Annotated in this window: 17 protein-coding genes; 14 read left to right on the forward strand and 3 right to left on the reverse strand. The window is 67.7% G+C overall.

Annotated features, from left to right (window positions below; genetic code table 11):
- Positions 1-65 precede the first annotated feature (65 nt).
- The 10 genes from JT720_RS03895 (at position 66) to JT720_RS03940 (ending at position 9280) form a co-directional block, all read left to right on the forward strand.
- The gene (locus tag JT720_RS03895; protein ID WP_205479488.1) at positions 66-2879 is read left to right on the forward strand and encodes a DUF2339 domain-containing protein; all 2814 of its coding nucleotides are present in this window, start codon (positions 66-68) and stop codon (positions 2877-2879) included.
- A complete protein-coding gene (locus tag JT720_RS03900; RefSeq protein WP_205479490.1) occupies positions 2876-4243 on the forward strand; it encodes a DUF3999 family protein in 1368 nt (455 codons plus the stop codon). Before JT720_RS03895 ends, JT720_RS03900 begins: the two co-directional genes overlap by 4 nt.
- A 185-nt stretch (positions 4244-4428) precedes the next feature.
- On the forward strand, positions 4429-4899 hold the full coding sequence (locus tag JT720_RS03905; RefSeq protein WP_205479492.1) for a hypothetical protein: 471 nt from the start codon (positions 4429-4431) through the stop codon (positions 4897-4899).
- Entirely contained in the window at positions 4899-5798 is a 900-nt protein-coding gene (locus JT720_RS03910; protein ID WP_205479494.1) for a hypothetical protein, read from the forward strand. Before JT720_RS03905 ends, JT720_RS03910 begins: the two co-directional genes overlap by 1 nt.
- A gap of 74 nt (positions 5799-5872) precedes the next feature.
- A complete protein-coding gene (locus JT720_RS03915) occupies positions 5873-6505 on the forward strand; it encodes a hypothetical protein (protein ID WP_205479496.1) in 633 nt (210 codons plus the stop codon).
- 3 nt (positions 6506-6508) lie between these two features.
- Positions 6509-7225, forward strand: coding sequence for a hypothetical protein (locus JT720_RS03920; protein ID WP_205479498.1), 717 nt, complete (start codon positions 6509-6511; stop codon positions 7223-7225).
- A complete protein-coding gene (locus JT720_RS03925; RefSeq protein WP_205479499.1) occupies positions 7222-7644 on the forward strand; it encodes a hypothetical protein in 423 nt (140 codons plus the stop codon). Before JT720_RS03920 ends, JT720_RS03925 begins: the two co-directional genes overlap by 4 nt.
- A complete protein-coding gene (locus JT720_RS03930) occupies positions 7641-7835 on the forward strand; it encodes a hypothetical protein (RefSeq protein WP_205479501.1) in 195 nt (64 codons plus the stop codon). Before JT720_RS03925 ends, JT720_RS03930 begins: the two co-directional genes overlap by 4 nt.
- Positions 7836-7838: 3 nt before the next feature.
- A complete protein-coding gene (locus JT720_RS03935; RefSeq protein WP_205479502.1) occupies positions 7839-8876 on the forward strand; it encodes a hypothetical protein in 1038 nt (345 codons plus the stop codon).
- Positions 8873-9280 (forward strand): hypothetical protein, encoded by a 408-nt coding sequence (locus JT720_RS03940; protein WP_205479504.1) that lies wholly within the window; start codon positions 8873-8875, stop codon positions 9278-9280. The genes JT720_RS03935 and JT720_RS03940 overlap by 4 nt, the downstream gene beginning before the upstream one ends.
- Here JT720_RS03940 and JT720_RS03945 read toward each other — a convergent pair.
- The 3 genes from JT720_RS03945 to ispH are packed head-to-tail and all read right to left on the reverse strand — an operon-like array spanning position 9256 to position 12117.
- Positions 9256-10332: a polyprenyl synthetase family protein gene (locus JT720_RS03945; RefSeq protein WP_205479506.1), complete on the reverse strand. Its 1077-nt coding sequence runs from the start codon at positions 10330-10332 to the stop codon at positions 9256-9258. The genes JT720_RS03940 and JT720_RS03945 overlap by 25 nt on opposite strands.
- A complete protein-coding gene (locus JT720_RS03950; RefSeq protein ID WP_205479508.1) occupies positions 10332-11180 on the reverse strand; it encodes a lysophospholipid acyltransferase family protein in 849 nt (282 codons plus the stop codon). The genes JT720_RS03945 and JT720_RS03950 overlap by 1 nt, the downstream gene beginning before the upstream one ends.
- Positions 11173-12117, reverse strand: coding sequence for a 4-hydroxy-3-methylbut-2-enyl diphosphate reductase (gene ispH, locus JT720_RS03955; protein WP_205479509.1), 945 nt, complete (start codon positions 12115-12117; stop codon positions 11173-11175). Before ispH ends, JT720_RS03950 begins: the two co-directional genes overlap by 8 nt.
- A 215-nt stretch (positions 12118-12332) precedes the next feature.
- Here ispH and JT720_RS03960 point away from each other — a divergent pair, with 215 nt between their 5' ends.
- The 4 genes from JT720_RS03960 (at position 12333) to JT720_RS03975 (ending at position 18559) form a co-directional block, all read left to right on the forward strand.
- Positions 12333-15449: a PAS domain S-box protein gene (locus JT720_RS03960; protein ID WP_205479510.1), complete on the forward strand. Its 3117-nt coding sequence runs from the start codon at positions 12333-12335 to the stop codon at positions 15447-15449.
- Between the two features lie 63 nt (positions 15450-15512).
- The gene (locus tag JT720_RS03965) at positions 15513-15971 is read left to right on the forward strand and encodes an Rrf2 family transcriptional regulator (protein WP_205479511.1); all 459 of its coding nucleotides are present in this window, start codon (positions 15513-15515) and stop codon (positions 15969-15971) included.
- 68 nt (positions 15972-16039) lie between these two features.
- The gene (locus tag JT720_RS03970; protein ID WP_205479512.1) at positions 16040-17062 is read left to right on the forward strand and encodes a sulfate ABC transporter substrate-binding protein; all 1023 of its coding nucleotides are present in this window, start codon (positions 16040-16042) and stop codon (positions 17060-17062) included.
- Between the two features lie 24 nt (positions 17063-17086).
- Entirely contained in the window at positions 17087-18559 is a 1473-nt protein-coding gene (locus JT720_RS03975; RefSeq protein WP_205479513.1) for a porin, read from the forward strand.
- Positions 18560-18572 lie beyond the last annotated feature (13 nt).

The following is an 18572-nucleotide window of genomic DNA, read 5'->3' on the forward strand; positions in this document are numbered from 1 at the left end:
TCCATTTGGGCCCGTAAGGTTCCAAGCAGTGGCGTGGCGCGGGGGCGGCTCGGGGGACGGAAGCGATGATACTGTGGGCGGCGGTGGCGGGGGCGCTTGCCGGTTGGGTGCTGAGCGATTTCGACGGGTTCGGCCTGATCGCCGGCGGCATCGTCGGCGCGCTGATGGGGCGCTGGCTGCGGTCGATCGTTCGGGACGAGATTTCCCGAGCGCTCGCGTCCGCTTCGACGGCGCCCTCCTACCGGGCGGAATCGGCGGCCGTAAGCGCTCCGGCCGTGGAGCCGGCCGCTGCAGCTGTTCCGGTCGAAAGAGACGCGGCCGCCGCCTCCCCGATCGACGACGTCGTCACGGCTCCTTTCGCTCGTGAGTTCGTCGGTGCGCGGGACGAGGCAGCGCCCGAGCCGCCGCCCGAACCGTCGTGGATCGAAGAGGCCACGGGCCGGGCGAAAGACTGGCTGCTGGGCGGCAACACCATCGTTCGGGTCGGCCTCGTCATCCTGTTCGTCGGGCTGACCTTCCTGGTGCGGCTGGTGGCCAATGCCGGGCTGTTCCCGATCGAGGTGCGGCTCGCGCTGGTGGCGCTGGCCGGGGCCGCGCTGCTCGCGTTCGGCTTCCTGAAGCGGAACGATCGGCCGGCCTTCGGCCTGGCACTGCAAGGAACCGGTGTCGCGGTGCTGTACCTCACCGTGTTCGCGGCGGCGAGGGGCTACGGCCTGTTGCCGCAACCGGTCGCATTCGGGCTGATGATCCTGTTCGCCGCGCTCGGCTGCGTACTGGCGGTGAGCCAGGATGCGCGGGGGCTCGCCTTTGCCTCGTTCCTGGGCGGCTTTGCGGTGCCGCTGCTGCTCGGCGGCGAGGCGAAAAGCCCGCTGGGGCTGTTCACCTATGTGACGATCCTGAATGTCGCGCTGCTCGGCATCGCCTGGCGGCGCTCGTGGCGCGAGCTCAACCTGCTCGGCTTCGTCGCGACCTTCGGCATGGCGACGTTGTGGGGCGCGAGCAGCTATGCGCCGCAGCATTACCTGCTGTGCCAGCTGTTCCTGGCCATCACGATGACCATCTACGTCTTCGTGGCGACGCTGTATGCGGGGAACACGCCCGGCCGGTTCGGCAATGCCGCCGACACGACCCTGCTGTTCGGCCCGGCGCTGGCCGGGTTCGGGCTGGAAGTCGGGCTGGTCCACGACCGGGCGTTCGGTAGCGCCTTCGCCGCACTGGTGTTCGGGGCGGGCTACATCGGGGTGGCGGCCGTCATGCTCCGCCGCCGAGGCCAAGACATGCAGGTGGTCAGGGACAGCCTCCTGGCGATCGGCGTCGGCTTCGTAACGCTTGCAGTGCCGCTGGCGCTCGACGCACGGTGGACCTCGTCGGTGTGGGCCCTGGAGGGTGCCGGCGCCTTCTGGGTCGGCGTGCGCCAGGCCCGCTGGATGCCGCGGCTGTTCGGGCTCCTGCTGCAGGTCGCCGCGGCCTTTGTTCTGCTCGCGACACTTTCCGGCAACGTGTCCGCACTTCCTCTCGGCAACACCGGCTTCGTCAGTGCGGCGCTCGTGGCATTGCCGCTGCTGATCACCGCCTGGTGGATGCGCGAGCGGCTGCCGCACAGCGGGTCGCGCTGGGCCCGTGCCTACGGCGGGTTCGAGTATGGCGCACGCCAGGCGGTGTTCCTGGGCGGCTTCGTCATGGTGGCGACCGCGATCATGGCGGAGGTCACGCGGACCTTGCCGCCGGGGCTTCCAGGCGAGACCGGCCGAGCGGTGTTCCGGCCCCATGAGCAACTGCTGGTTGCAATGCTCGCGCTGCTGGGCGCGGCCGCGGTCTCGGACGTGGCCGGGCGTCGTAAGGCATGGGCCGTCGCGACGTGGCCTGGGCGTGCGAGCCTGCCGCTGATCGCGCTGTCGTTCCTGCTGTCGCTGGCGATGTCGCGGCACGTGCTGTTCTGGCCGGATGCGCTCGCCTGGCTGGTGGCGCTGGGCATCCATTACGCCCTGCTCCGCCGCAGCGATGCCGCCCTGCCGCATGGTGGCAGCGCGAGCCTCGTCAGCTGGAACGGGTTCGTGCATGCGGGCGGCGTCTGGCTGCTGACCGCCATGCTGGCCGACTGCCTGCAACTGGGGATCGATCGGGGCGAACTGTGGGAGACGTCGTGGGCGGGCGTGGTCTTCCTGGTCAGCATTGTGGCGGTGCTCGGCCTCCTGACGCGCTGGGCGGGCCGGGCGGCGGGTCGCGGTACCAGTGACGGACTCAGCTGGCCGCTCCGCCCATTCGCGCGGAGCTACTGGTGGACGGCGGCCATTCCGCTGGTGGTGCTGGCGTACGGCGGCGCCTTCACCATGGCGCTGGGTGCGGAAGGCGTCACGGACCCGCTGCCGTTCGTGCCGCTGATCAACCCGGTGGATCTGACCGTTGCCCTCGCGCTGGTGACGCTGGCGCTGTGGTGGCGGATGGTGCGGCAGGCGGGTGAGCGGACCGGCGGCGCGGACGATGCGCTCGGAAAAGCAGGCCTCGTTGCCGGCGGACTGCTGGCGTTCGCGGCGGTCAATGGGGCTTGGCTGCGCACGGCGCACCATGGGTTGGGAGTGCCTTGGAGAGCGGAGGCATTGAGCGCCGACGCCGGGGTTCAGGCGGGCCTGTCGATTCTGTGGACGCTGATCGCCATGGCCCTGATGCTGTTCGCGCATCGCCGTGCGCTGCGCCTGCCGTGGCTGACGGGGGCGTCGCTGCTGGTGCTGGTGGTGATCAAGCTACTGATGGTCGACATGTCCAACGCGCAAGGGTGGGAGCGGATCGTGACCTTTATCGGTGTGGGCGTGCTGATGCTGGTGATCGGCTACTTCGTGCCGCTGCCGCCGAGGCGGACGGCGCAGGAGCAACCGGCATGAGGGCGCTCGCTGCTTTCACGCTGCTGCTGGTGGTTGTCGCCTCCGGTTGCCGGCAGGCGCCTGCGGTGGATGTGTCGAAGCCCGAGGCTTACGCCCGCCAGGCCGCGCTCGAACCTGCGCCCGGCGGCAAGCTGCAACGGGTGACGCTGCCGCCCGCCTTGCTGGCGGCGGCGGAGCGGCGGGATCTCGGCGACGTCCGCGTGTTCGATGCGCGGGGACGGTTGGTGGCGCTGGCGATGCTCCCCGTTGCTGCGGGGGCAGAGGGCTCCAGGAGGGTCGACCTGCCGGTCTATCCGGTGCTGGGTGGGAATGAAGCGCTGCAGAATTCACGGCTGACCATCCGGGTCGAGGACGGCGGCGCGGCGCAGGCGATCACGGTCGACCAGTCGGCGCGGTCCGCGGGCGGCAAGCGGATGCCGGCCGTGCTGCTCGACAGCCGGGCGGTGCGCGAGCCGGTCGACGCCATCGCGCTCCGGGTGGACGTTCCAGTGGGCCGGCCGGTGCCGCTGACCCTGCTGACCAGCAGCAACCTCAAGGACTGGGAGCCGCTGACCGAGAAGGTGCTGTTCCGCCCGAACGAGCGCGCGCCCTTGCTGGGCGGGGCGCGGGTGGCGCTGGACGGCGCCGACCTTCGCGGCCGGTTCGTGGGGGTAAGCTGGACGGAGCCGGGGAGCATCGCGGTCAAGGGCGCCAGCGCGATCCTTGCGGCGCCTCCGGGGGCGAGACGGGTGGCGGTGCGGGCGGAGTCGCCGGCGCTGACCGATGCGCATCAGCTGCAGTTCGAGCTTCCCGCCAACGGGCGGCTGGCGGCCATTCGGGTGACGCCGGCAGCGGCGGACGGGATCGTGCCGGTGCGCCTCTATGGCCGGAGCCCGGGCCGCGATGCATGGACGGCCCTTGGGTCCGCGACCCTGTCCGGCGAAGGCGGAGCTGGTATCATCGCGCTGCCGGACGTCCGGATGGCCAGCTACAAGCTGGAGGCGGACGGCCGAACGGCTGGCTTCTCCACCGCGCCGGAGGTGGAGCTGTTGTTCGATCCGGTCGAGCTGCTGGTCGCCTTCAGCGGAACGCCGCCCTACCGGATCGCGGTCGGTCAGGCGGCGGCGAAGCCGAACTTCCTGACGCTGGCCGAGATCGACCCATCCGGTGCGCCCCTGAATGTCGGAGCATTGCCGAGGGCGACCGTCGACGGCGCCAGCGACGCGCCGCCCGCCATCCCGTTGCAGGGTAAGGCGGCAGGCGGGATGGAGGACATGCGAAAGCCGTTTCTGTGGGCGGCGCTGCTCATTGGAACGCTGGTGCTGGCCTTTGCCGCCTTCCGGCTGCTGCGGGCCAGTAATGCGGGTTCCAGAAGTCCCGCTTGAATAAGAACTGCGACGGTTTCCGACCGGCCAAGGTGACGCGAAGTTGCCGCCAAGTCGAGTGGCTTCGCGTTGACTGCACTTCCGCGCAGGCGTAGTTTCGATTCCATCTTGATCGAGTCTGCACGGCCGACGAGACGAGCATCGGCCTGACTGAGAAAGACGTCAACAATCGAAGGATTGTGGCTATGTCGGCGCCGGATATTCCTTCCAGCTACACCATCACTCAGCGCTTCGACACGCCGATCAACATCGGCACGACTCTGGGAGGAGGCATGCGCACCGAGCTTGCCGGCGGGATGCGGACGGAGTTGGCCGGTGGGATGCGGTCGGAGCTTGCCGGCGGCGTGGTGATGACCCTGCTTGGCGACCCGGCCAAGCCGGTCGCGACCAAGATGGACGTCTCGATGACGATGACGAACCTGCCCGAGTTCAAGTTGCAGGACATCTTCGATCTGGTCGCCGCGCTCAAGAAGATGAGCATGCGGATGCGGATGCCGATCTCGCTGAACTTCGGAATGACGGTGTTCCCGTTCAACCTGTTCGGCGTCGACGTTGTGCAATTCTCGATCTGCGGCGAGCCGCAGGTGATCCTGGATGATTACAAGCCCAATGCGTACGAGCGCTGCGCTGTCGAATGCGAGCCGTGTGGCTCGTGATGGCGGTCGACCCTGACAGTCGTCCCGCCGAGGACAGCATCCCCAGGCCGTTCACGGTCGACGAGGACAGGATCCGGCTCCGCGGGCGGCCGTCGGAACTCGTCGGAGTGATGACGGTGCGCCGGGCAGCCGCGCCTTCGCGTGAGCTGTTCAAGGTGGCGACCACCAACCTCGCGGAGACCGAGTTCGGCTATCACCAGCAACTCGCTTTCGCACCACTCGCGTCGAGTTCGCTTCCGCTGGACCATGCGATGCCGCGGGTGCTGTCCCTCGGTGCGGCGCCGCCTCCGGGAGCGTGCGGGCGGGTCCCCGTGCGTTTCTCCGTGGAGCCGACCACCCCGCCAGGACGCTATGAGGCGACGTTTTCGGTCGCCGGGGTAGACCAGGTTGCCGAGATCGAGGTGCTGCCGCACGAATTGCTGGAGATCAGCCCGCGCGACATCGCGATCAGCGGACCTGCCGGCGGGGTGGTTCACGACGAATTGATCCTTCGCAACGGCGGCAACGTGCCGCTGGACCTGGATGTGCTTGGGGTGCTCGTGCTGCAGGAGGAGGAGCAGCTCTGCCTCAGCCTTCAGCATGCCCTGGACCGGACCAAGGGATGTCGTGACGACGAGGGCGCGCACACGGTGTTTCTGGATGCGCTGGCGAGCAGCCTTGCCGCGCGCAAGACGGACCTGGCCCGCGTGCGGCTGGCCGATGGTCCGCAGCAGATCGCGCCGGGAGACGCCATCCAGGCGCGGGTCGCCTTCCACCTCCCGGGCAACATGATCGCGGGGCGGCAGTACCGGGCACTGATGAAAGCGGGAACGGCGCGGCTGTTCGTCCGGATCACGGCGGAAGCCGGTGGGGTCTCGACAAGGCCCAAGGACAAAAGGCGGCAGGAGGCGGCAGCATGAGCACTACGAGCTTCTCGCGTTCTTCCTCAAGTCGTCGGCTGCGAGCCAATGCGAGCGGCAGGTTCGACGCCACGATGAAGCAGGTTCAGACCATTCGCCGTGCGGCCGGCGCGATCGTCAACGAGCTTGGCGGTGGGCCGGTGCTGTCGCTGCGCGATACGCTGGACAGCATGGGGCTGCGGAACCTGCCAATGCCCTCGCTCGCCCGCGCTCGGGCCTGCGGCCTGCCGGAATGCCATTGCGCGTCGCCTGACCTCGGGGAGGTGCGCAAGGTCGTCGAACGGCCCGAGCGGGTCAGCCTTGCCGTGCGGTTCCGCAACATCAGCGAACGACGCCGCACCTTCGAGCTCCAGCCCGGAGCATTGATCTCGGAAGCGGGAGAACCCGGCGGAGCGATGGAGGTGGCGGTCCCCACACTGGACCTCGACCCGGCAGAAGTCGGCGTCGTGCAGGTACTGGTGGACGCGAGCGAGCATCGCCGCGGGGTGGACTATGTCGGCGCGATCAAGGTCACGTCCAAGGATTGCGAGGACATGTTCCTGACGGTTGCGATAACCGTCGAGAGCGAGGTTGAGACGGTCCCGATCGTCGACCTCCATTGCTGCTGCCATCCGCACGTCCGGCCGCTGCGCTGGTATCATCATTATTATTGCGATCCGCCGAGAACCGATCGAAACCCGAACACCCCCGACGATCATCACGGCTGAGCCGTGGGCGCGCTGGAGAACCTTGGTGCGGTCATCGCCGATCCGGACCTGCGCGGCCTGTTGCGGAGCGTCATCACCCGCAAGATCAACTCGGACCTGAAGACGATCCAGGCGCACGCGGAGCTGTCGCGGCGGCTGTCGGCGAGCCGGCGGATGAACGGCAATGGCGAGACCGAGACGCTGAAGCGGATCGTGAAGGACCACCTCGAATATTACGGGACGCTGGTCGACCTCAGCCTCAGCTTCCACCAGCGCCTGCTCGACATGCTGGCCGAAACGTCGCGCGGCAAGGCGGTCGAGCCCGCCATCAATGGCCTGACGCTGGCGATGAGCGCGCCCCGGGGAGCGACCGTTCGAGCGCCGTTCAAGATCGCCAACAATCGGACCGAGCCGATCCAGGTCACCTGCCGATCTTCGCCGTTCATCCGTGAGGACGGGAGCCAGATGATCGCGAGCCAGATCGCCTTCCTGCCTCCGTCCGCCGAGATCGCGGGAGGCTCCGAGGAGGTGTTCGAGATCATCCTGCCGGTCGGCAACGACTTCGCGCCCGGCAATACCTATCTCGCCACCATCTCGACCGAGGGCTTCGAGGCGGTGGATATCGTCATCCGCCTGGCCGTCGAGGGCGATGCCCGGGAGACGGTGCCGCCTGCGCCACCGGAGCCCAAGAGCACGCCGAGCCAAGGGCGCAAACCGAGGAAACCCAGGCCCACGCCATGACGGCCGTGACCCCGACGATCGCGATCGAGCCACCACTCCGTCTGGTCGCTCTCGACGAGAGCGGGGGAAGCCTCGAAGGCCTCGTCAGAATGATGCTTTCCCGCAAGGGGCAGTCCGACCAGCTCGTTCGTGGAGTCGTGCAGTTCCTGGTGCAGGAGGGGCAGCGCTTCGCGGAAACGCCGAGTGGCCGACGCTGGCAGGCGGTGCTGGCAGAGTCGGCGCTGGTCAGCAACGGCTGGCTGCTGTGGAACATGCTGGACCTGGATCGCTACACGACCGAGCGGGACCTGCACCCGGGCGGCGACACGCCCGCCGCGATGATCGAGGACGTGGTCCGGGAATTGAGTGCCCTGCGCATGGACGAGATCGTGCAGCTCGTGCGCAACCTGTCGCTGGAAGAGCAGGAGCAGCCCGCGTGAGCGATGCTTCACCGCCGCTGCCCGGCGATACCCTGTTCGAGCGACGCAATGCCGTGCTCGACCTGCTGCTCGGCATGATCAGCATCGCCGAGCGGACGGTCTCCACCGTCGCCGACCTGGCCGACGCGGAGCCGCCGCCGCCCAGACACCCGGGACGGAGCCCGCCGCCGGACGGCCCGGTGCTGCGCTGACCCATGCCGCTGGCGCTGGAGGCCATCGGCGGGATCGACCGTCCGCACGTCCCGCCGTCCGGCGATCCGGCGCTTTCGACGTACAAGGAATGGTGGCACTTCAACATCATCGACGATGCCGCGGGGCTGGATGTTATCGTCAACCTCAGCCTCACGGGCGACATCCGGACCGGGGATGAAGGACAGGCGAACCTCATCTTCCTGTCGCTGGAAGCCGACCGGGGATGGCGCGGCGGGCTGGACGTGTTCGACGGGCTTTCCGCCACTGTGGACGAGCGGGGCGTCGACCTTGCCGTGGGGCAGTCCTCCATCCGCTATTCGGATGGCTGCTACCGCCTGTGGCTGAGGTCCGCGAACGGCCAGCTGGCGGCGGACCTCCGGCTGGTTCCCGCGACCGAGCCGATGCTGGTGTGGAAGGATACGCCGATCGGCAGCGGGCACATCAACTGGATGATCGTCCCCTACCTGTCGGCCAGCGGCTGGGTGCGCATCGGCGAGCGGCGCGTCTCAATGGAGGGCGCCCGCGCCTACCATGATCACAATTGGGGGCACTGGCGCTGGGGCGACAATTTTGGGTGGGACTGGGGCTTCTGCGCGGCTGCGACCGAGCTTGGGGGCGAGCCGCTGAGCCTGGTCTACGACCGGACGGTGGACCGACGGGGCGCGCGGGTCGCGGAGCATAGCCTGGCCGTCTGGCGCGGCGAGCAGCTGTTGCGGTTCTTTGCGCGGCAGATGATCCGCGTCCGGCATTCGGGCACCTATCGCGGCCACGTGCGGCGGATTCCGGGCGTGTCGGACCTGATGGACCCGGCCCGGGTGGCGACGATCCCGGCACGGATCGACCTGACCGCCAGGTTCGGCGAGGACCTGATCGAGGCATCCTACATCCCCGACGCCGCGCTGCAGATTGCGATCCCGCGCGAGACGGGGTTCGGACTGGTGGAGCTGAACGAGACGATGGGCTGGCTGACACTGGCGGGAACGCTGGCCGGTTGGCCGTTCAACGTGACCCGGCGGGCCTGTTTCGAGTTCGTCGGATGACGTCGGCGGAGGCGCTGTCGGCTGCGCTGGCGGTGCTGCGCCGCGACGAGCTTGCGGCCTACACGCGGATGACCGATTGGCTGGGCAGGATGACGGTCGGGTTCGACCTGCCCGAGGAGAGCTTCGTGGTCCGCGGCGGGAAGGACGTGCTGGTGCTGCCCGAGGCGCCCCAGCCGATCGAGGTCAAGGTCCGGACGGACCGGGATACGGTGATCGCGCTGATCGACGGGGACCTCCAGCTGCTGGAAGCGGTCGAGGGACGCCGGCTCGACCTGGTCGCGGACGTGTCGCTGATGGTGCCGCTGGCGCGCGCGGCGCGGGCCTTTGCGGAGGGCACGGCGCGGGCTCGGCGCGTCCGGCCGATCCTGGAGGCCTATCGTCAGAAGTGCCGCGAGCACATGTAGTCGATCATCGCTTCGATGAACTGGCGGTGCGGGCCGGGCGGGATCCAGTGCAGCCGCCGGTCGAAGTGGCGGCGGGCGGAGGCGCTCAGCCGATGCGCAATCGCCCGGGAATAGTCGATGGAGCCCGCCACGTGCATGGCGTCGAGCACGTCGCGGAGGTCCTGGACGCTCTTGTGGTGGCGGGGCTTGGCATAGATCGCGCGCAGGCGCTCCCGGACGGGCGCTGGCGAGCAGGCCATGGCATGGAGCACCATCAGGGTGCGCTTGCCCTCCGCGATGTCGCCGTTGGTCTCCTTGCCATAGAGATGCTCCTCCCCCACCAGGTTGAGGATGTCGTCCTGGATCTGGAATGCGGCCCCGACCCGGAAGCCGAACGGGACCAGCGAGGCCAGGCGATGGTCGGGCACGTCGGCGATCACGGCCCCCAGCTGCATGGGCGAGATGCAGGTGTACCAGGTGGTCTTCTTGAAGCACATCAGCAGATAGTCGCGCAGGCCCAGGTTGCCGCCGTCGCCGTTGCGGACCCAGTCGAGCTCCATCGACTGCCCCTCGGTCGATTCCCGCGCCATCCGGCTGACGATCTGGATGACCACCAGCGCGCGCTCGAGGCCAATCAGGCCCGTGTTCGCGAGCAGGGTCTGGAGGGCCAGCATATTAAGCGCGTCGCCGATGTTGGTGGCGGCCGCGATGCCGTGCCGGGCATGAAGCGTCGGCTCGCCCCGCCGGGTCTCCGACGCATCCTCGATATCGTCGTGGATGAGGAAGGCGTTGTGGAACATCTCCAGCGCGACCGCCGTGTCGAGCGCATGGGCCAGCGATCCGCCGCAGGCCTGGCACAGAGCGAGGCAAAGGGCGGGCCGGAAGCCCTTCCCTTCCCGCAAGGGGTAATCGAGCATCGGCCCGTAGAGCGTATGGCGGTAGCGCCCGCCCTGCGGCACCAGTTCACGCAGGCGGCGGAGCACCACGGAGCGGTAGGCATCGAGGGTGTCGAAGAAGAGGTGCGCGGAATCGTCGGTCCTGGCCGCCGACTCCTTGTTGCGCACGGAGGCCATCAGCCGCGCAGCGCCTTGCGGGCCCGCTCGCGCTGGCGGGCAGCGACCAGCTCGTCGAGCACCTGCTGCATCCGCCCTTCGACCGTCGCGTGACACCAGTCGACGGCGGCGGCAGTGCGGGATGCGGCCTTCTCGAAGCCGGTCAGGTGGATCGGTGCATCGAAGCAGATGTCGATGCGGGCGGGGAACGGCAGATTGTAGTTCGCGCCCAGGGTCAGCCCGTGCGGCCACGAGTAAGTCAGCGGAAGCCGCTCAACGCCGACCTTGTCGAGGCCCAGGCTCCGCGCCCGGCTTTCCCCGTCGTCGATCACGATCAGCGTGTCGTGACCGCCGAGGCAGACCACAGGGACGATGGGCGTTCCGTAGCGCATCGCCAGGCGGATGTAGGACGAACGCCGGCCAAGCTTGACGCGATGTCGTTCCGAGTAGGGACGATAAGCCTCCTCACCCGCGCCCGGATAGACCAGCAGCGATGCGCCCGCTTCGAGTACCTGCTGCGCCATCCGGGGCGTCGCGGGCAGGCCGCCGACCCGCGCGATGTGCCGGCCCATGCCGGGAAAGGCGAACACGCTGGGGTGAACCAGCGCATAGGCGGGGCGCTCCGGACCGCAGGTGCTCCAGAAGCAGCCCGCGGCGACGATCGTGTCCGGAGTCATGAGCCCGCCGCTATGGTTGCCGACGAACAGGACCGGCCCGGTTGGCGGGATGTTGCCGAGCCCGCTCGAGCGGACCCGGAAGTAGAGCCGGTTGGCGAGCTCCGCGAACGGCATCCAGCGCCGGATGTATTCGACGTCCCGGTCCGCGGGTGACGGCACCCAAGGGTCGGCCGCTTCGACTTCGCTAGCCATGAAGAGCGCTGAGCGACGGCAGCTTGTATTGCTCCTCCTCCGTCGTCACCGAGACGGTCTCCACGTCCACCGCGAACCGGCGCTCGAGAGCATCGACGAGTTCGTCCACCAGTCGCTCCGGGGTGGACGCGCCGCTGGAAATGCCGAGCGTCTTCAGCGCGTCGAACTCCGCCAGCGGCGCGTCCGCCCCGCGCGAAACGAACCAGGTGCGCGGACAGCCGGCTGCCCGTGCCGCGTCGACGAGGCGGCGGGAGTTGGAAGAGTTGCTGCCGCCAACGATCACCATGCCATCGCAGCGTGGCGCAATCGTGCGCACGGCCGCTTGCCGATTGGTCGTCGCGTAGCAAATGTCGGACCGGAGCGGTTCGGCGATCTCGGGGATCCGCTCGCGCAAGACGCCCACGACGTCCGCCGTGTCCTCGACGCTCAACGTCGTCTGGGTAGCATAGGCATAATCCACGCCCGGGCGGATCGGCAGTGTCCGCGCGTCTTCGGCCGTCTCAACCAGGTCGAACTCCTCGCCGGCATGCCCGCTGGTGCCGATCACTTCCGCATGCCCGCGATGGCCGATCAGGATGACGCGCCGGCCCCGCCGGACATAGTGCGACACTTCGCGGTGGACCTTGGTCACGAGGGGGCAGGTAGCGTCGACTAGTCGCAAGCCGCGCGTGCGGGAGCGCTCAAAGGTGGCGGGAGGTGCGCCGTGCGCGGACACGATCATCCGCCCGCCGGTCGGAACCTCGTCGGGATGATCGACGAAGATCACGCCGCGCGCGCGGAAATCGTCCAGGATGTGCGGGTTGTGCACGATCTCATGGTGGACGTAGATGGGCGGTCCGAACCGTTCGAGCGCCTTGTCGACGATCTCGATTGCGCGGGCCACTCCAGCGCAGAAGCCGCGAGGGCTGGCCAGCAGTATGCGAAGGCTCTTCTTCATCGCCGTCCCCCCTGAAACACTGTGACCGAGCTTCGATCGGCATACCGGGGCGCGATTCAGCGCGACCGCAACCTTACCATGCCCGCCAACGGAAGGCCACGGATGTCGCCGGATACCCCCGAAGGAGAAGGACCCGATGTCACCGGCGTCAGAGGGTGCCAACGTGGAGCATACGCCGATTGCACTTGGTCTTGCCGACCGAATACAGTGCTCGAATGGTCGAGCCGCCTGCCCTTGAACTGCCTGCGTCGGGCGACGACCGCATCGGCACAGACGCAATCGTCCTTGGCTCCAACCAATTGTACCGCGCCCTGCTCGACAGCATGAGCGAGGGAGTGAGCCTGTCGGATGAGGATGGGATCATCCGCTATACCAACCCGGCCGAGGACAGGCTGTTCGGTTACGATGGGGGCGAGCTCCTCGGGCAGCACGTCTCGGTCCAGAACGCCTATCCCGACGCGGAGAACCAGCAGCGGGTCGCGGAGGTCATCGAAGAGCTGAAGGCGCAGGGTTTCTGGGAGGGGGAATGGTTCAACCGGCGCCGCGATGGTTCGACCTTCGTCAGCTCGTCCCGCATCACGGCGGTCGAGGTCGAGGGACGGCGCTACTGGCTGTGCGTGCAGCGCGACGTGACCGCCGCGCGGGCCGCGGAGCGTGAGCGAGAGGCAGCACACGACGAGCTTCGCCGCAGCGAGGAACTGCAGCGCAGCATCACCAACGCGCTGCCGGCCATCGTCTGGCTGGCGACACCCGCCGGTGAACTGCACTTCTTCAACGATCGCTGGTACGAACTGACGGGGCAAAGTCCGGCTGAAGCGCTCCCCACGGGCTGGGCTGACACACTGCACCCCGAAGATGCGCCCGTGACCGCCCGGCTGTGGGCGGAAGCGCTGCGGGAGGGCCAGAGTTACGAGAATGAATGCCGGTACCGGACTCGGGACGGCAGTTACCGCTGGCATGTGGCGCGAGCGGTCCCGATCCGCGATCCCGACGGGCAGATCACCACCTGGTTCGGCACGTCCACGGACATTCACGCGCGCAAGGAAGCCGAACTCGCGCTGGCCGAGAGCGAGGCGCGGCTACGGGGCGTGTTCAACTCCAGGCTGACTGGCCTCACGATCTTCGACGCGAATAGCGGCGAGACGCTGGCGATCAACGACACCTTCCTGGAGATGACGGGTCACAGTCGCGCCGACTTCGACGAGGGGCGCTGGGACTGGCGCGATTTCACGCTGCCGGAGCAACTCCACCTGGACGAGAAAGCGATCGCCCAGGCTCGGGAGCGCGGCTGCTGGGATACTTACGAGAAGGAGTATCGACGCAGGGACGGCAGCCGCTTTCCCGTGAGGCTCGCATCGGCTCCGTTGCCGGGTGAGCCTGGCCGAGTGGTCGTCTCGGTGCAGGACATCAGCGATGCGCGCGCGGCCGAGGCGGAGCTCAGGGAAAGCGAGCAGCGGCTGAGGCTTGCGCAGCTGGCAGCCGGCATCGGGGTGTGGGACTGGAACCTCCAGTCGAATGCGATCACCTGGTCGCCCGAGATGTACGCGCTGCTGGACATCGACGCCGCTACGGATCCGGAGCGCCTGTTCGATAGCTGGAGCAAGGCGGTGCACCCCGACGATCGCGAGGAGGCAATGGCCACCGCGCTTCGAGGAGCGGAGACGGGCGAGCCCTTCTCCATGGACTTCCGCGTCGTGCGTCGGAACGGCGAGGTGTGCTGGCTCCGTTCGCAAGCCACCGCTGTGCACGACACGGCCGGGAGGCCCATCCGCCTGACGGGCATCAACGTGAACGTGACGGCCCAGCACCGGGTCGAGGAAGCGCTGCGGGGCAAGGCGGACGCGCTTGCCCTGGCGGTGGAGGAGCGGACACGCGAACGGAACCGGGTCTTCGAGCTGTCGAGCGAACTGTTCGCAGCCGCAGGGTTCGACGGCTACCTCAAAACGATCAACCCGGCCTGGGAAAAGCTGCTTGGCTATTCGGAGCAAGAGCTCCTCGCACGGCCGTTCAGCGAGTTCATCCACCCCGATGACGCCGAAGCCGCAGGGGTGGTCGTGCTCGCGCTGAAGAAGGGAGAAGCGCTACAGCAATTCGAAGACCGGCTGGTCCGCAAGGATGGACAGGTCGTCTGGGTGTCGTGGACCGCCGTGCCGGAGGGAGACCGCTTCTACGCCGTGGGGCGCGACGTGACGCGGGACCGGGAGCGCGAGGAGGCCCTTCGGCAAAGCCAGAAGATGGAGGCGATGGGTCAACTGACCGGCGGTGTCGCGCACGACTTCAACAATCTGCTGACCCCCATCGTCGGCGTGCTGGACGTGTTGCAGCGCCAGGGCCTCGGCGGAGAGCGCGAACAACGCCTCATCGGAGGGGCCGCCCAGTCGGCCGAGCGGGCGAAGACCCTGGTCCAGCGCCTCCTGGCATTCGCGCGTCGGCAGCCGCTGCAGCCCGTGGCCGTGGATGTCGGCGAGCTGGTCGCGGGCATGGGAGATCTGATCGCCAGCACGACCGGGCCGCAGATCAGGGTTACGGTCGACGTCGCGCCCGACCTGCCGCCGGCCAAGGCGGACCCGAACCAACTGGAAATGGCCCTGCTCAACCTGGCGGTGAATGCGCGCGACGCCATGCCGGAGGGCGGCAGCCTTCGCATCTCGGCCGAGAGCGCGACAGTGGGTCGGCAACATCGGTCGGGTCTGCGGCCTGGGCGCTACCTGCAGCTGTCGGTCGCGGACACGGGCATCGGCATGGACGAAGCGACGCTGGCCCGAGCGGTCGAGCCCTTCTTTTCCACCAAGGGTGTGGGCAAGGGAACGGGCCTGGGGCTGTCGATGGTGCATGGCCTTGCCTCACAGCTGGGTGGAGCCGTCACCATCCGAAGCACGCAAGGCGTCGGCACCAACGTGGAGCTATGGCTTCCCGAAGGCCAGCCGACCCGGAGCGCCGAAGCGCCTGCGAAGGAGACATCAGCAGCGCCGGGGCGAGGCAAGGTCCTGCTGGTCGACGATGAGGATCTCGTTCGCCTCAGCACTGCCGACATGCTGATCGAGCTCGGTTATGACGTGGTCGAGGCGGCGTCGGCGGAAGAGGCCCTGCGTCTGCTTGATCGCGGCCTGTATCCTGAGTTCGTCGTCACCGATCATCTGATGGCCGGAATGTCCGGCACGGACCTTGCGCGCAAGTTACAGGGCGAGCGGCCCGGCATGAAGGTGCTCGTGGTTTCCGGGTATGCGGAAACGGCCGGGATCGCTGCGGATCTGCCGAGACTGACCAAGCCCTTCCGCAGTGCCGACCTCGCGCGAAGCCTCGCCGCGCTCAGCGGGCCCGGCGATCGCTGATCCTCCAGGGCGCGTTGACCGGCGCGTTTGCCGTTGGCGCCACGACTGTGCCATCCTTCCCCGGTGCTGACACAGAAATCGCGTTATGCCCTCCGCTCGCTCCTGTATCTTGTCGAGGAAGGTGACGGAGCGCCGGTCCAGCTCGCCCGGATCGCGGAGACCCAGAAGATCCCGCCCAAGTATCTCGAGCTCATCATGCTCGACCTCAAGAAGGCGGGGGTCATCCGCAGCACGCGGGGGCCACGCGGCGGGTACGTCCTGACGCGGCCGCCGGAAGACATCTCGTTCGGCATGATCGTCCGGGCTTTGGAAGGCCCGATCGCGCTGATCAGCTGTGCCAGCGAGAATTTCTATGCGCCGTGCGGCGACTGCCACGATGAAGCGAGCTGCGCGATTCGGCGGGCGTTCGCCATTGTCCGAGACGAAACGACTCGGATCCTGGACGGTATCTCCCTAGCCACGGGGGCCGACTGGGAGGGCCGGCTGGCCGCGTCGGAAGGTTGGGAATCAGCGCCGAGATGAAGAAAAGGTTAATTGTCTAGTCCTGGACTAGGGTTCATCATCCAGCCTCCCTCAATCGGGAGCTGGACATGGTTCGCCGACGTTCGATCCTTTTACTCGCCGCCGCGGTTCTGACATCCGCTGCCTTGCCCTCCCAGGCGCAGGCACAAGCTGCGGTCCAGATGCTGAACGTGTCGTACGATCCGACGCGGGAGCTGTACCAGGAGATCAACCAACGGTTCGCGCAGCGCTGGCAGGCGGCGGCAAAGCAGCGGGTCACCGTCCGGATGAGCCATGGCGGATCGGGCAAGCAGGCCCGCTCCGTGATCGACGGACTGCCGGCTGACGTGGTCACGCTGGCCCTCGCCTACGACATCGACGAGATTGGGACCCGGGCGAAGCTGCTCCCGCCGAACTGGCAGAGCCGGCTGCCCAACAATAGCGCTCCATATTATTCGACCATCGTATTCCTGGTCCGAAAGGGCAATCCGAAGAAGATCCGTGACTGGGACGACCTGATCCGGCCCGACGTGAAGGTCATCACGCCCAATCCAAAGACGAGCGGCGGGGCGAGGTGGAACTACCTGGCCGCGTGGGGCTACGCCCAGCGCAAGTACGGATCGCCGGCAAAGGCACGCGAGTTCATGACTCGGCTGTTCCGCAATGTGCCGGTGCTCGACTCCGGTGCGCGCGGTTCGACCACCACCTTTGCCCAGCGGGGGCAGGGCGACGTGCTGATCGCCTGGGAAAACGAAGCGTTCCTTGCCACCAATGAGCTTGGCCGCGGCAAGTTCGAGATCGTTGCTCCGTCCCTCTCCATCCTGGCGGAGCCGCCGGTCGCGGTGGTCGACAAGGTCGTCGACCGCCGCGGCACGCGCCGCGTGGCGGAAGCGTACCTGCGCTACCTCTACACGGCGGAGGCGCAGGACATCATCGCCAAGCATTATTATCGGCCGCGCAACCCGCAGGTCGCGGCACGCTATGCGTCCCGCTTCCCGCGCATGCAGTTGCTGAGCATCGATCGGCATTTCGGTGGCTGGGCTCGCGCCCAGTCGGCACACTTCAATGATGGCGGGCTGTTCGACCAGATCTTCGAAGCCGCCAAGCGCTGACCGCATCAACAGGGGGACAGGGAGATGATCGCATTCCTGCTGGCCGGCACGGCTGCCATTTCGACACAGGTGCCGCAGACTGTTCCGGAGGAGGCCGAGACGCCGACGGAAGTCGACCCGAGTTCCAGTCCGATCGACAGTATCGTCGCCGGTGAGGAGCCGACCAGTGCCGCAGCGCCGGCGCCCACCGGCGACCCGGTGCTGGATCGCCTGAATGCCCTGGAGACTCGCGTTCGTCAGCTGGAAGCCCGCAACGCGGAGCTGGAGCAGCAGGCCGAACTGAACCAGCAGCGGCTGGAGACGGTGGAAACGCGGGCGGCGAAGAACGCGCAGTTCGGCTGGGTGCCGTCGACGTCCGATCCGACCGGCGCGTTCACCTTCAAGCCGCGCGGCGTGGTGGAAGCGGACGTCGCCGCCTTCATCGAGCGAAAGGGCGGCTACGATTACAACAACGGGACGGCCTTCCGCCGGGCGCGGCTGGGCGTGGAAGGGACCGCGTTCAAGTGGTTCAATTACAGGCTGGAGGTGGATTTCGCCGGCAATGCCGTGAACATCACGGACGCGTATCTTCAGTATACCAAAATCCCGAAGACGGTGCTGACGCTGGGCCAGCACAAGGCGCCGTTCGGGCTGGAGAGCAACAACAGCGACAATTACAACACCTTCCTCGAGCGTGGCATGTTCACCAACGCCTTCGGCAATGCCGGGGCCGAGCGGCGCATCGGCTTCTCGGCAACCTATGCCCCGCGCGAGAACCTGAACCTGGCGGTTGGCCTGTTCGGCGACAACGAAAGCATCTCGCGCTCGAGCGGATCGCCCGTCACGGACACGCCCGATGAAAGCTGGGGCGTGAATGGCCGCGTCGCGTGGGAGCCGCTGCTTCAGCCCAACCGGATCGTGCACCTGGGCCTCGCCGGCTATTATCGCACGTCGCTGAAGTCAGGCGATGTGGAGGACGCGGTCCGCCTGAGCGACCGGCCCAATATCCGGGTCGACAACGGCAACATCGCGGACTCGGGCGTGATCACGGGCGTCCGCTCGCTGCGCTACGGTGGTGCGGAGGCGGCTGCCGTGTTCGGGCCTCTGACCCTGGCCGGTGAAGCTGGCCGGCTGTGGCTGGACCGCCCGGGGCTGCCGAACGTCAACTTCAATGGCTTCTACGGTTATGCATCCTACTTCCTGACCGGGGAAAGCCGGCCGTTCCGGGCAGGCAACTTCGACCGGGTTCGGCCCTTCAAGGAGCTGGGCAAGGATGGGCTGGGCGCATTCGAAGTCGCGCTGCGCTACGACAAGCTGGACCTGTCGGACACGCCGGTCCTTGCGCGGGCAGGCAATGAGGCGAGCAGCTGGACCCTTGGCCTCAACTGGTACTTCAATCCTTATTCCAAGCTGATGTTCAACTGGGTCCGGTTCCGCGGAGACAATACGCCGCTGGACCCGATCGGGAACGAGACTGCAGGCGACGTCTTGGCCACGCGCCTGCACCTGGATTTCTAATGGAAGCGAGGGC

The sequence above is a fragment of the Sphingomonas arenae genome (assembly GCF_016924655.1).
GTDB lineage: Bacteria > Pseudomonadota > Alphaproteobacteria > Sphingomonadales > Sphingomonadaceae > Sphingomicrobium > Sphingomicrobium arenae.